This window comes from Lactobacillus sp. ESL0259 (assembly GCF_003693045.1).
Classification (GTDB): domain Bacteria; phylum Bacillota; class Bacilli; order Lactobacillales; family Lactobacillaceae; genus Lactobacillus; species Lactobacillus melliventris.
In genome coordinates this window covers 50,044-63,906 of record NZ_REHP01000006.1, presented here as the reverse complement: position 1 = coordinate 63,906, position 13,863 = coordinate 50,044, and the positions used below count along the sequence as shown (strand labels likewise).

Genomic DNA, 13,863 nt, shown 5'->3' with positions numbered 1-13,863 from the left:
TTAAAAATCATTTATTATTTAGCCCGCAAACGCAATAATCTCTGCTAAAATAGCATTAGACTTTAAGAGAGTGGGATAAAAATGATAAATTTAAATTTAATTCTGATATTTATTCTAGCATATTTAATAGGGTCTTTTCCTACAGGCGTGATCGTCGGTAAAATCTTTTTTGCTGAAGATATTAGAAACTATGGCTCCGGCAATATCGGTACCACCAACTCTTTTCGCGTCTTCGGACCATTTGCCGGCAGTGTAGTTCTCATCGTTGACGTTTTAAAAGGAACACTCGCTACCAACTTGCCAAGGATATTCCATCTTAATGTGCCCAAATATATCCTATTAATTTCGGGTGGTCTGGCGATCTTAGGACATACATTCTCTATTTTTCTCAAATTTAAGGGCGGTAAAGCTGTAGCAACCAGTGCCGGCCTCTTCTTAGGTTATAATCTCAAGTTCTTTGGCATTTGTGCTCTTATTTTTCTACCATTAGTTTTTATCACGTCTTATGTAAGCCTTTCAAGCCTGATTGCTGTGGTTCTGATATTTATTGCAACTTTCTTTTTTCATGATGTTTTTTTGGAGATCATTGTTGGCTGCATCATGATTATCTTGTTTATTCGTCACAGAAGCAATATTAAACGCTTATTGCAGCACCAAGAAAATATTATTCCCTTTGGCTTGTGGTATTGGTATAAGAAAAAGCACCACAAACTATAATTGCATAGCAAATAAATACGGCTAGCCTCAACAGCTAGCTATTATATTATAGATGTATGAACACTTGTTCGCAATATTTAATTTTTATTTTGGTGATATAAAAAAAGGAAGTCTGGTACTTCCTTTTTTGCGTCTATTATCTTGAACTCAAAATTTATTCGTCTTGGTCATGGAAAGCCATGCTAAAACCAGCAGTAAAAGTCTCTCCCGCTTCCAGATGGTTCATACCATACTTCTCTTCCAGCTTTTGGTTGGTATCAAAGCGGTCTGCTATCCCCCACCACGGTTCAATACAGACATAATCTGCAGTTGTCGGGTATTGTGACCACACACCCACAAAAGGTGCATCTCGCAACCACACATTTACATGAAAATTATTAGCATCAGTTTTTAAAGATATCCTATTATCGTGGCCGCGCATTTGAAAAATCAGCGCGTCATTTTTAAATAGATGATCACTAAGAGTAATTAAGCTATTAGTAGAAGCCAACGACCGATTAGGCCAATCTAGAAATGCGCCCTTCAAAGGAATATGAACACGCGCACGAGAAGGTTTGGTACTAAAGTAAAAATCTTCCTTAGATAAGGTATTACTTGTAGGAATATTGAATCCAGGGTGACCACCAATACCAAAGATCATTTCGCCATCCGTTTTGTTAACAACAGTGAAGTTTTCTTCTAAGAGATTATTGAGTAAATTGTAATTCACTCGTAGTTCAAACTTGAACGGATAAACCTTCCTGGTCTCTTCAGAGTCAGTCAGCAAAAATGTAATACTTTCATCTGTATGACGCACCACTTTAAACTCTAAATCACGGGCAAAACCATGTTGAGTTAAATGATATGTTTTCCCTTGGTAAGTATATTCGTCATTTTTTAGTCTGCCGACTATTGGAAAAAGAACAGGTGCATGTCTATTCCAAACTTGAGGATCTGCCTGCCAAATATACTCGTATCCACTATGTAAACTTTTTACACTTTGCACTTCAGCACCCTTACTAGCGATTTCAACTTTAAGAATGCTATTTTTGATAGTGTAATTCATGTTTAATCATCACCTTTGTTAAAGAATGAACTTAGTTAGATCTTTATTTGTTATTATATCACTAAGTTTTTCATTAACATATGCTTCAGTTACAGTAATTTCTCCCATTGTCATGTCCGGTCCTTCGTATAAGACATCTTCCAGCAACTTCTCAAGAATTGTTGACAACCGTCTGGCACCAATATTATCTGTTCCCTGGTTAACATCGTAAGCAATTTGCGCAATCCGCTCAACTGCTTCTTGTGTGAAGACTAACTTTATCCCATCGGCTTTCATCAATGCTACATATTGTTCTAATAATGAGTCCTCTGGGTCCTTAAGTATTTTAACGAAGTCATCCTTTGACAAGGCATTAAGTTCCACTCTAATTGGGAAACGTCCTTGTAATTCGGGGATAAGGTCACTCGGCTTGGACTCTGAAAAAGCGCCAGCTGCAATGAAGAGAATATGGTCTGTAGTTACCGGGCCATATTTAGTTTGAACTGTTGAACCTTCAACAATTGGCAAAATATCTCTTTGTACTCCTTCACGCGATACTTCTCCAGAAGTTTTTTGGTTGCCAGCTGTAATCTTATCAATTTCATCAATAAAAATGATCCCATTATTGGCGGTACGTTCAATTGCCTTTTGATATAAGGAATCATAATCAACCAATTTACGGGATTCTTGCTGAATTAAAACTTCCCGGGCATCTTTGACAAGGAGAGTTCGTTTGATTTTCTTCTTAGGTACTAAATCATTGAGCATTGAGCTCATGTCTATTCCCATTTGCCCCATCATGTCACCCATCGGGTTAACCTTTGGAGCCTGGTCAACTTCGATTGTAACCTCACGATTTTCAAGCAGGCCCTTATTTAGCTGTTCTGAAACAGTCAATCTCTCATTGCGAATATCATCTGTTATCTCTTCTTGATCTGCTGGCGCAGTCTGATCATTGCTTTGACCAGCCGCCATAATCATCGACATCATGTCTTGCCATTCCTGCATTTGATTCTTGCGTTTATCACGCTTAATTCCGGGTACAAGCAAGCGTACTAAAATTTTATTGGCTTCTTTAGCTGCCTGAGGGCGAACACGGTCAAATTGATCCTTTTCTTCCATACGAACCGCTTCATTGACCAAATCGCGGACCATCGATTCCACATCACGGCCCACATAGCCAACTTCAGTAAATTTTGTAGCTTCTACCTTAACAAATGGGGCGTTGACAATTGCGGCCAGCCTTCTAGCAATTTCTGTTTTACCAACACCAGTAGGGCCAGCCATTAACAAATTCTTGGGGGTAATGTCCTCTTGCATTTTCTTTGGCAGTTGCATTCTGCGATAACGATTATACAAAGCAACAGCAACAGCCTTCTTGGCCTCATCCTGCCCTATTATATATTCATTAAGTAAGTTAACTATTTGTTTAGGTGTTTTGGTTTCCATATTTTTTACGCTCCGTTATTACAATTCGTCTGTGATAATCTGATCATCAGTGAAGATATCAATTCCAGAGGCTATTTCAACGGCTTCATGAGCAATTTCACTGGCAGTCATATTAGAAGAATGTCTGGTCATTGCAATTGCAGCCGCTTGGGCAAAATTTCCGCCAGAGCCAATCGCCACTACATTTTCATCGGGTTCAAGCACTTCACCGTTACCTGAGATTAGCAAAAGATCTTTTTCATTAAACGCAATCAGCATTGCTTCCAGCTTTTGCAAAGTGGCATCCTTACGCCAAGCCTGGGCCATTTCAACGGCTGCCCTGCGTAAATCTCCACCAAAAGCTTCCAGTTTGCCTTCAAGCATATCCTGCAGACTGACAGCATCAGCTACACCACCAGCAAAACCAATTACCACTTGATCATGATAAATTCGTCTTATTTTTTTGGCAGTAGCTTTGGCTATTACTTTTTCTCCTAAAGTAACCTGTCCATCACCAGCAATTGCGGTTTTACCATTAAATTTTACTGAACATATTGTTGTCATTATTTTGCCCCATCTTTCTTATCGTTGCGAGCAAAGTATTTTTCATAGTTTGCCTGCAAATGACTCATAGTTACATGCGTGTATATTTGAGTAGTTGACAAATTATCATGGCCTAAGAGTTCTTGTACACTACGCAAGTCCGCGCCGTTATTCAACATTGCCGTCGCAAATGAATGGCGCAACTCGTGTGGATGTACTTTACCATTAATGCCGGCTTTGTTGAAAACTTTTTGCATTATATACTCGATACCGCGTTCTGTTAGCCGCTTTCCCGTGTTATTTAGAAATACATAGCCAGAATCTTCCTGATCATTTAAAAGCTGCTTGCGTCCATCTTCTAGGTACTTGATTAAAGCAGCTTTAGTCTGATCGTCAAAAGCAACATAACGGTCTTTATTGCCCTTACCATGAACTAAAATTATCTTTAAATCTAAATCTATTTGTTTTCCTTTTAAATTGCTTGCTTCACTGACCCTCATCCCCGTAGTATAAAACAATTCAATTAATGCCAAGTTGCGCAAAGTTAACGGGTCAGTTCCAGATAATGAGTCAAAAACCTGCTTAAGTTCAGGAGCATAAAAGAACTGAGGTAGTTTGCGCTCCTTAGCACGCAGAATTATAGTCTGGGTTGGATCTATTTTAACAATTTTGCGTCTAGTTAAAAAGCGGTAAAACGACCTAAGACTAGACATCTTGCGCGACTGTGTCGAACGCGCTAAATTTTGATCGGCTAAGTGCTGCAGATATATTTCAATGTCTCTTCTACCTATTTTTTCCCAACCATCAAATCCCCCTGAATCCTGCCAAAACCTTTTTGCAGATTTTAAGTCGGTTTGATAGGAGACAATTGTTTTAGGGCTGTACTGACGCTCATTGAGTAAATAGTCGGTAAAAAGAACTAGTAAATCATCTTGTTGTTCATTCATTTAATTCAATACTTTCTGTTGAAATTCCTTTAAGTTCTCTAAACTTCTCTGGCTTATTTGTAAATGACGTTCTTTCTTATTACGGATCTTACGCCCTTCTAGTCCAGGAATTAGTGCAAAGCTGGCATTCATTGGCTGAAAATGCTTAATATCGGCGCTAGTGACATAATTAGCCATCGAACCTAAAGCAGTTAATTTGGGAAAAGTCACCGGTTCTTGCCCATTAGCTCTTCTGGCAGCATTAATTCCACAAACAAGACCACTGCCGGCACTTTCAACGTAACCTTCAACCCCGGTAACTTGACCAGCAAAAAATAAACCAGGCTGCTTTTTTGCCTCATACGCTGGAGTTAAAACTGCTGGTGAAGCCATATAAGTATTGCGATGCATTTTACCGTACCTAATAAAACGAGCATGAGCAAGTCCGGGAATCATTGAAAAAACCCGTTTCTGTTCACCGTATTTAAGATGCGTTTGGAAACCAACTATATTATACATTGATGCTATTGCATTATCCTGCCTGAGCTGAACCACAGCATAAGGAATTTTACCAGTAGTCGGATCTTCTAACCCTACCGGCTTAAGGGGACCAAAAAGCATTGTCTTAGGTCCTCTTTTTGCCATGACCTCAATCGGCATGCAACCTTCAAAAACGTCACTATTTTCAAAATCATGAACTTCAGCCGTTTCGGCATTGACTAATTCCCGCGCAAAATTCTCATACTCTTGCTTTGTCATGGGGCAGTTTAAGTATGCAGCCTCTCCCTTGTCATAACGTGATTTCTTATAAACGATATTCATATCGATCGAATCAGCAGCAATTATCGGAGCTGCGGCATCAAAGAAATGCAAACTTTCTGCACCAGAAAACCTTTGTATTTCTGCGGCAAGCTTGTCACTAGTTAAAGGACCCGTTGCAACAATGGCAATCGTGTCAGACGGGATTTGTGTAATTTCTTTTGTATGAAAATTAATGTTAGGTAAAGAGTGCAACTTGCTTGTGACATAGCCGCTAAATTCAGTCCGATCAACTGCAAGTGCTCCTCCTGCAGGAACTTGAGATTGATCAGCAGCCGCCATAATTAATGAATCAAGTTGCCGCATTTCTTCTTTTAATAATCCAACCGCGTTAGATAATTGATTCGAACGCATTGAGTTGGTACATACCAGTTCGGCCAGCTGGTCTGTTTTATGAGCAGGTGTCATTTTTTGCGGACGCATTTCATAAAAATCAACCGTGATTCCACGTTTGGCTAATTGCCAAGCTGCTTCACTACCAGCCAAGCCACCACCGACTACAGTTACTTTTTCAGGCATATCATCATATTCCTTTACTAAAATTATTTTCTTATATACAAGAATATCATCAAACCACAAATGATCTGATGATATTAACATAAATTTAACTTTCTATCGGGTTTTTCTCATTATTAGCTTCTTCTTTATAATCGCCGTTCGGACAGAGGACAACAGGCCCCTTTTTATTTCTCTTTTCAATGAGAAAATGACCACAGTTGGGACAATTACGGTTAATCGGTTTATCCCAGGAAACAAAATCACAATCCGGGTAGCGCGAGCAACCATAAAATTTACGGTTACGCTTAGACTTTTTCTCAATTACGTCACCCTTACCACATTTAGGACAGGTAACGCCTACTTTTTTCACTATTGCTTTAGTGTTACGACAATCAGGGAAACGAGAACAAGCATAAAACTTACCATAACGTCCCATTTTAATAACCATTGGTGCGCCACAGATGTCACAATTAAATCCTGCAGGCTCATCTTTAATTTGCACCTTTTTAATACCGGCATCGGCCTTGTCTAATTCTTTTTTAAAGGGATGGTAGTATTCATCAATGACTTTAACCCAGTTTTTCTTACCCTCTTCGATTCCGTCAAGGTCATTTTCGAGTTGGGCTGTAAAATCGATATTGACGATGTCAGGGAAAAACTGCTCAATTAAATTGTCTACGATCTCTCCCAACTCGGTTGGGACAATCGCTTTACCATCCAATTTAACATAATAACGCCGCTGAATTGTATCAATAGTAGGCGCATAAGTTGAAGGCCGACCGACACCATTTTCTTCTAGCGCATGAACCAAACTTGCTTCGGTATATCTAGCAGGTGGCATGGTAAAATGTTGCTTATTATCTGATTTAGTCAGTTTGACTTCATCGCTATTATTTAATTCCGGCAGTTCAATATTGGTTTCCTGCTGGTTGTCATAAACCTTGGTAAAACCGGCAAATTTCATTTTAGAACCAGTTGTTCTAAAAATTATCCCATTTTGAGTGATATCTGCTCTTACCGTATCATATACAGCTGGGGTCATTTCACTGGCTAAAAAGCGGGACCAAATTAATTTATACAAACGATACTGTTCAGTTGTTAAAACGGATTTAAGCGACTCTGGTGTTCGATAGACGCTAGTTGGACGAATTGCTTCGTGAGCATCTTGAGCATCTTCTTGATTTTTAAAATGGCGAGCCCCTTTGGCAGCGTATTCTTTACCGTATTTCTCGTTTAAAAATTTGGAAGCTTCAGCCTGCGCTATGGGAGAAGTACGCTTGGAATCCGTTCTCATATAAGTAATTAGACCAACAGTACCCTGCTTACCCAGACTAATTCCTTCATACAATTGTTGAGCAATACTCATTGTTCTTCTAGTACGATAATTCAAGCGCTTATTGGCTTCTTGTTGCAAAGTGGAAGTAGTAAACGGAGCAGCTGGTTGGCGCCGGCGCTCACGTTTAACCACATTCTCAACCTGAAAAATTTTCTTTTTATCGACTTGAGTTAGAACTTTTTGTACGGCATCATTATCGGGTAAATCAGTCTTCTTGCCGTTTATACCCCAAAATTGACCTTTAAAAGTCTTGGCCGCTTTTTTGAATTCGGCATCAATTGTCCAGTATTCCTGGGGCTTAAAGTTCTTGATCTCTTTTTCCCGATCAATCACCAGCTTTAAAGCAACTGACTGAACACGTCCAGCACTCAAGCCTTTTTTAACTTTTTCCCATAAAATAGGAGAAAGAGAGTAGCCCACAATTCTATCCAGAATTCTCCTGGCCTGTTGCGCGTTAACAGTATCCATGTCGATGGTTCGAGGATTTTTAAAACTGTTTTTGACGGCATCTTTAGTGACTTCATTAAAAGTAACTCGATTTTTGTCTTTTTGGTCTAAATTAAGAACATGGGCAACATGCCAGGCAATGGCTTCGCCTTCGCGATCGGGGTCGGATGCTAAATAAACATCTTTAGCTTTTTTAGCTTCAGACTTAAGTTCCTTAATGGTATCGCCCTTACCCCTAATTGAAATATACTTTGGCTTATAATTATGGTCGAAGTCAATTCCCATCTGTGATTTAGGTAAGTCACGAATGTGTCCTTTTGAAGCGATAACACGATAATTACGCCCCAAATATTTTTCAATAGTTTTAGCCTTTGCCGGAGACTCAACTATGACTAATGTTTTTTTACGTTTCTTTGGCTTTGATTTAGTAGGCATCAAAAGCCTCCTCATTAAATTCTTTTTTAAATACTTAATTGAGAATAGAATATTTAACTACTAATTGTCAAATCTTTCAAGTTAGAAATCAAAATCAGTAATGGGATAAGCTCCTGCTTGAATGAGTTTATTAGGTCCTTGAGAAAGCTCACTGGTAATTGGTCCCGGAACAGCATAAATATTACGATTTTCTTGTAAAGCTAAATTAGCTGTAATTAAAGAGCCAGATTTTTGCTTGGCTTCTGTGACAATTACACTTTCAGCTATACCAGCTAAAATTCTGTTTCGTTGAGGAAATCTGAATGGCTTAGGCGGAGTATCTGGCAGGTACTCACTTAGTATTAACCCCTTTTGTGCAATCTGTTCCTGCACATGACAATTTACCATGGGATAATAATGATTTAAGCCATTACCTACCACCGCTATTGTTTGACCATGATAATTTAATGTTGCTTTGTGTGCCATTACATCTACGCCTTTGGCCAAGCCACTGGCAATAACATAGTCATTCTTTATTAAGTTAGGTACAATCTTATTCAAAACAATACTGCTGTAATTGGTTGCCTGCCGTGAGCCGACTATTGTTACGATGTTTTTTTGCAGCAATTGTACATTACCTTGTAAAAATAAAATTAACGGTGGCTGGTATATTTGACGTAAGTTCTCAGGATATTCAGAATCAAAAAAACTGATAATTTGACATTGTTTTTCTACTCTTTTAATCATTTTATCTGCATGCATGTCATTATAAGCATTAATGCAGGTTTTAATCAAGCTGCTTGTCAAGTCCAAATTTTTGATAGTTTGAATAGTGACCTCATCAACATTTAACTGACTTGCAACCCGTAACATCTTAACATAACCGATGTTTTTTTGTAATTTCAAGCGCAAAAGAAAGCTGGTAATTTTCATAAAAAAACCTCCTAAATACAAATACGTAAAAAGGAGGAATATTTTTTATTGATAAAAGGAATTTACAGGTGCAAAAGTCTTGCGGTGAATCGGGCATGGTCCGTATTTCTTAAGTGCTTGAATATGAGTCTGAGTGCCATAACCAGCATTTTCGTCAAAATGGTATTCAGGATAAATTCGCGCATAATCCGCCATCAATTTATCCCTAAAAACTTTAGCTACAATTGAAGCTGCGGCAATAGAGTTTGACTTAGAGTCTCCCTTAATTAATCGAATTTGCGGTAGATTCACCGGTACTTGCATAGCATCAACCAGCAAGGCATCAGTTTTAACATGTAAATCCTTTACCGCTTCAGCCATTGCCAACCGGTCTGCCTCGTATATGTTTACTTTATCAATAATCTCAGGACTTTTAACTCCAATTGCCACATCAACTGCTTTTTCTAAAATTAATGGATATAATTCTAAACGCCGACTGGCGCTTAATTTTTTAGAGTCATTAACATCAATTAGATCAAAACTGTTATCAATGACTACAGCAGCTGTCACCACCGGACCGGCTAATGGACCTCTGCCCACCTCATCTACGCCAGCAACTATTTGCTTTTTTGCCCAAAACGTTTTTTCATATGCAAATCTTTTTAAAAAAGCCGCTTTCTTCTTAGCTAATTTTTGCTGACGATTATTGTAACTAAGTAGTAATTTCTGCACACCAACACGCGTATCATTTTTTAAGATATTCAAATCTTCTGGACTAACTGCATCCTTAGCAAGTAATTTTTTGATTTCTCCAATCGTCATATGCGATCTAATGTAATCCTTCCTACTTTTCCCTTGCGCAGCCTTTGTAATAGGTACATAGAAAAGCGATCATAATCATCACGCATGCCGTATTCTTCAGTTAATGCCAATAACAAATCAGTATCATTAATTCGTTCAATTTCAGCTTTTGGTGTGCGAGCAAACTTACTTAAATCGTTTAAATAATGTTTGCGCAATTTTGATAAAACAAATAAAGCAACATCATCGGCACTAAAAACAGTATCCTTGATGGCACCAAGAGCGGCAAGCTTTAATCCAACTGTTTGGTCTTCAAACTTAGGCCATAAAATACCTGGAGTATCTAAGACTTGAATATTTTCAGTAGTTTTTAACCAATTTTGGCCCTTTGTCACTCCCGGTTTATTACCAACTTGAGTCACATTTCGGCCTACAAGACGATTAATAATGGTTGATTTACCACAATTAGGTATGCCGGCAATAGCCACTCTAATCACTGGGCTGACTGCCCCTTTTTGGGTCAACTTATTAATTTTATTAGCAGCAGCTTTTTTAATCATTTTCACTAATATCTGCATATTGGTGTTATGAAGAGAATCCAAAGCCATCACATATTTTCCTTTGGTGGTAAATTTTTTTTGCCATCTTTTGGTCATTACTGGATCAGCTAAATCTGCCTTATTCAAAATAATTAAATGTGGCTTATCTCCCACCAATTTTTCGATCATTGGATTACGTGAAGACTGAGGAATTCTTGCATCCAAAACTTCAACGAAGACATCAATCAAGCTCATTTTATCTTCAAGTTGATTTCGAGCTTTATTCATATGCCCCGGATACCATTGAATGTTAACCATTATCTGCCTTTCCCAAACTAAAATGGCTTCAAATTTCAAGGAAGCTTTAAATTAATACGTCATCTTTTCACGATACATTTGATATGCTTTATCAAAAATGCTCATACTTGGTAAATAGCCAGCATTGAGCTCAAGATAATCAGATAATTTCTCATAATTCTGTTCTTGTTTAGGAAAAGTCTGATCATTTTGTGCGTTATTGGCAAATTGTGCAACTTCATCATTTGAATCAGCATTGCGCTGAGTCATCAAATAACGATAAAAACTTTCTCTATAGGCCAATTTCTACTCCGTATAATACAAAATTGCGTAAGCACCCATCCCTGCGTGTGTAGCAATAATAGGACTGGTTTCTCTCACCAAAACATCTATTTTGGAATTGATATCTTTAATTTTCTGGGCTAAATCAAGAAGCTTCTGCGGCGTACTACCATTTGCGACATAAGATATGCCAACTTCTTTAATTTTTTCTTTATTAGCTTCGATCTCATCTAAAATGCGCTTATCAAAAGCTAAAGAGAACTTCTTGCCGCGACCTTTTTTAGCAATTTTCAAATGGCCATTGGGCATCTGCAATTCAATTCTGATATTAAGCATGTTCACAATTTTGCCGGCTAAGGGACCCAAACGTCCACCCTTAATAACATTTTCTAAATTAACAACTAGTAAGTGCAAACGCTGAGTTTTTTTAATTTTTTCAATATGAGCTAAAATTTCAGGAATAGTTTTGCCTGCAGCTATATCGCGTGCAGCAGCCAAAACCTGAAAGCCTTCAGAACGATCCGTCAATTCAGAGTCAACAATATGAACCAGATCAGATTTACCCGTTAATTTCACAGCCTGACGAGCAGCATCAATTGTTCCGCTTAACACTTTGGCTAGAAAAATGCCGATGACTTCACTGCCATCTTTAGTCAGCTCATTAATGGTATCAACTATTGTTCCGATTGGTGGTTGACTCGTGGTTGGCAACTTTTTAGACTCGCTCATTTTTTGGACAAATTGCTGTCTGGTTATTTCCACTCCATCAATATAGGTATTGCCGTCAATTGTGACCGACAAAGGCACAACGGTAATATGATATTTTTTTATTTCTTCTGGCGTTAACTGCGCGGAAGAATCAGTCAAAATTTTAATTTCTGACAACGTACTCGCCCTCAATTCTGCTTAGATGTTCTCATTTATGATAGAATGTGAACTGTATTAATTATAAATCATTATAGCAAAAAAACTTGTAAATAAAAGAAAGCGAACAAACTGTTTCATGATGAAATTGCAAAAATTGTGGCAGGAACCTGCTCAAAGATCCAAAACATACTACTTAGTAGATAACATTTTAAGTGCTGTCACCCATGGTATCGGCTTCTGTTTAGCAGTAGCAGGTCTAGTTCTGTTAATCATTAAAGCAGTTTCAACCCATAGCCTCTTAAGAATCGTCACTTTTACTATTTATGGTTCCTGTTTGCTTCTCCTATATTTATTCTCTACACTTTTTCATAGTTTAATTTTTACCCGCGCCCGCAATGTTTTTCAAATTTTTGATCACTCATCAATTTTTCTGCTAATTGCCGGTTCGTATACCCCTTTTTCATTAGTCGCCATTGGTGGTAAATGGGGTATTTTACTGTTCAGTTTGGTTTGGATCATCGCTATATTTGGCATCATTTACTATATTTTTAATAGGGGTAAGCATGTAATACTTGATACTATTTTGTATGTCGCAATGGGCTGGCTCGTAATTTTGGCTGGCAACTACCTCTATGTTCGTCTCAGTCCCACGGGATTTTGGCTTTTAGTTGGCGGTGGCGTAGCTTATACAGTTGGTGCCCTTTTTTACACAATGAAAGGTATTCCCTTTATTCATGTAATCTGGCATCTATTCGTTATTTTAGGCTCAACCCTAATGTTTTTCTCCGTACTACTGTACGTTTGAATTACTTAATTTGCTCTAAATATTCTTGAATATCATCTTCAGAGTTGACTAATTCACCTGCAATGACTTTTTGCTTTATTTGATTAAGTATTTGTCCTAAGTTTGGTCCTGGCTTTACGCCATTAGCTATTAAGAATTGCCCGTCAATGGCAAGTTCAGACATTGATTTAATCGGCAATGCTGTATAGCGATCTACTAAAGCCTCAGAATTGATTGGTTGTCCTAAAATGTGAGCTACATCAATAGTGTTAAGGAGAGTCTCTTTACTAGCATTGAATAATTCAAGGTCAGAAGGAGATTTTGCAGAAATTAAGTCAAACAAATTTACAATTTTTTTAACTTTTTCCGTCATGGCATTTGAATTTTTCCAATCACGCATAAACTGAGTTATCTGATTATCAGTAATTTTCAATAAAATGATTATGATAGCCCACAAACTGGTTTCCATACTTGGGTTAAATTTCAGTTTGGGATAGATCCCCAGCAACTCACTTTTACCAGCAAAATCCGGCACACCCTCACTTAATTTCGTCCGTAAAAACACTTTGAAAGCTGCGCGTGAGTTCATTCCGGTACCCATTTTGACAAACTCATCACGAATTCGTTCAACTGAAATTTTGGGCAATAGTTGATGCATATCCATTACGGCTTTTTCAGTTTGAGGTTCCAGGTCAAAACAAAGCTGACTCATAAAACGAACAGCCCTCATCATCCGTAAAGCATCTTCATGAAACCTCTTCATTGGATCTCCTACTGCTTTAATGAGGTGCTTTTGTAAATCTCCTATGCCGTTGAAAAGGTCAATTATTTCACCCTTTCTATTCATCGCTAAAGCGTTAATGGTAAAATCACGCCTTTTTAAATCTTCAGCTAAATTTTGCACAAAAGTAACATGATCGGGTCTGCGAAAATCCTGGTAACCTGATTCTGTTCTAAAGGTAGTTATTTCATAGCTTGAACCGCCATGCAAAACGGTAACTGTACCATGCTTAATTCCGGTATCAATTGTCTTAGGAAAAAGCTGTTTAACTTCTTCTGGATAGGCACTCGTGGCAATATCAATGTCGTGTATCGGCCTTTTTAAAAGCAGGTCGCGAACAGAACCACCAACAAAATATGCTTCATAATTTGCTTGTTCTAACTGTTGAAGTACCGGAAAAGCTGCTGTAAAAATAGCTGGTAAATTATTTATTTTCATCATTATTAAA

The 13,863-nt window shown here is 38.0% G+C and carries 14 protein-coding genes; 2 read left to right on the top strand and 12 right to left on the bottom strand.

Annotation, left to right across the window (positions count from 1 at the left end):
• Positions 1-81: 81 nt before the first annotated feature.
• Entirely contained in the window at positions 82-717 is a 636-nt protein-coding gene (plsY, locus tag F5ESL0259_RS04150) for a glycerol-3-phosphate 1-O-acyltransferase PlsY (RefSeq protein WP_046324815.1), read from the top strand.
• Positions 718-871: 154 nt separating this feature from the next.
• Here the strand turns inward: plsY and F5ESL0259_RS04145 are convergent, their stop codons facing one another.
• The 11 genes from F5ESL0259_RS04145 to F5ESL0259_RS04095 form a co-directional block, all read right to left on the bottom strand.
• Positions 872-1,762: an aldose 1-epimerase family protein gene (locus F5ESL0259_RS04145; protein ID WP_110446071.1), complete on the bottom strand. Its 891-nt coding sequence runs from the start codon at positions 1,760-1,762 to the stop codon at positions 872-874.
• Between the two features lie 18 nt (positions 1,763-1,780).
• Complete coding sequence (gene hslU, locus F5ESL0259_RS04140) at positions 1,781-3,190, bottom strand: ATP-dependent protease ATPase subunit HslU (RefSeq protein WP_110446070.1); 1,410 nt, start codon at positions 3,188-3,190, stop codon at positions 1,781-1,783.
• Between the two features lie 18 nt (positions 3,191-3,208).
• The gene (gene hslV / locus F5ESL0259_RS04135; protein WP_046324812.1) at positions 3,209-3,733 is read right to left on the bottom strand and encodes an HslVU peptidase proteolytic subunit; all 525 of its coding nucleotides are present in this window, start codon (positions 3,731-3,733) and stop codon (positions 3,209-3,211) included.
• Entirely contained in the window at positions 3,733-4,659 is a 927-nt protein-coding gene (xerA, locus tag F5ESL0259_RS04130; protein WP_122037571.1) for a site-specific tyrosine recombinase/integron integrase, read from the bottom strand. The genes hslV and xerA overlap by 1 nt, the downstream gene beginning before the upstream one ends.
• Positions 4,660-5,976: a methylenetetrahydrofolate--tRNA-(uracil(54)-C(5))-methyltransferase (FADH(2)-oxidizing) TrmFO gene (trmFO, locus tag F5ESL0259_RS04125; protein WP_122037717.1), complete on the bottom strand. Its 1,317-nt coding sequence runs from the start codon at positions 5,974-5,976 to the stop codon at positions 4,660-4,662. It lies immediately after the preceding gene.
• Positions 5,977-6,061: 85 nt separating this feature from the next.
• A complete protein-coding gene (gene topA, locus F5ESL0259_RS04120) occupies positions 6,062-8,173 on the bottom strand; it encodes a type I DNA topoisomerase (protein WP_122037570.1) in 2,112 nt (703 codons plus the stop codon).
• Positions 8,174-8,254: 81 nt separating this feature from the next.
• Positions 8,255-9,085, bottom strand: coding sequence for a DNA-processing protein DprA (gene dprA / locus F5ESL0259_RS04115; RefSeq protein WP_122037569.1), 831 nt, complete (start codon positions 9,083-9,085; stop codon positions 8,255-8,257).
• 45 nt (positions 9,086-9,130) lie between these two features.
• Positions 9,131-9,886, bottom strand: coding sequence for a ribonuclease HII (locus tag F5ESL0259_RS04110; RefSeq protein WP_122037568.1), 756 nt, complete (start codon positions 9,884-9,886; stop codon positions 9,131-9,133).
• A complete protein-coding gene (gene ylqF / locus F5ESL0259_RS04105) occupies positions 9,883-10,722 on the bottom strand; it encodes a ribosome biogenesis GTPase YlqF (protein ID WP_046324807.1) in 840 nt (279 codons plus the stop codon). The genes F5ESL0259_RS04110 and ylqF overlap by 4 nt, the downstream gene beginning before the upstream one ends.
• A gap of 51 nt (positions 10,723-10,773) precedes the next feature.
• Positions 10,774-11,004, bottom strand: a complete 231-nt coding sequence (locus tag F5ESL0259_RS04100) for a YozE family protein (protein ID WP_046324806.1) — start codon at positions 11,002-11,004, stop codon at positions 10,774-10,776.
• A gap of 3 nt (positions 11,005-11,007) precedes the next feature.
• Positions 11,008-11,868: a DegV family protein gene (locus tag F5ESL0259_RS04095; RefSeq protein ID WP_122037567.1), complete on the bottom strand. Its 861-nt coding sequence runs from the start codon at positions 11,866-11,868 to the stop codon at positions 11,008-11,010.
• Between the two features lie 121 nt (positions 11,869-11,989).
• On the opposite strand from F5ESL0259_RS04095, the gene F5ESL0259_RS04090 reads away from it, so the two are divergent.
• Positions 11,990-12,655 carry a hemolysin III family protein gene (locus tag F5ESL0259_RS04090; RefSeq protein WP_110446703.1) on the top strand — a complete coding sequence of 222 codons (666 nt, stop codon included), beginning with the start codon at positions 11,990-11,992 and terminating at the stop codon, positions 12,653-12,655.
• A 1-nt stretch (position 12,656) separates the two neighbouring features.
• Here the strand turns inward: F5ESL0259_RS04090 and F5ESL0259_RS04085 are convergent, their stop codons facing one another.
• Positions 12,657-13,856, bottom strand: a complete 1,200-nt coding sequence (locus F5ESL0259_RS04085) for a CCA tRNA nucleotidyltransferase (protein WP_122037566.1) — start codon at positions 13,854-13,856, stop codon at positions 12,657-12,659.
• Positions 13,857-13,863 lie beyond the last annotated feature (7 nt).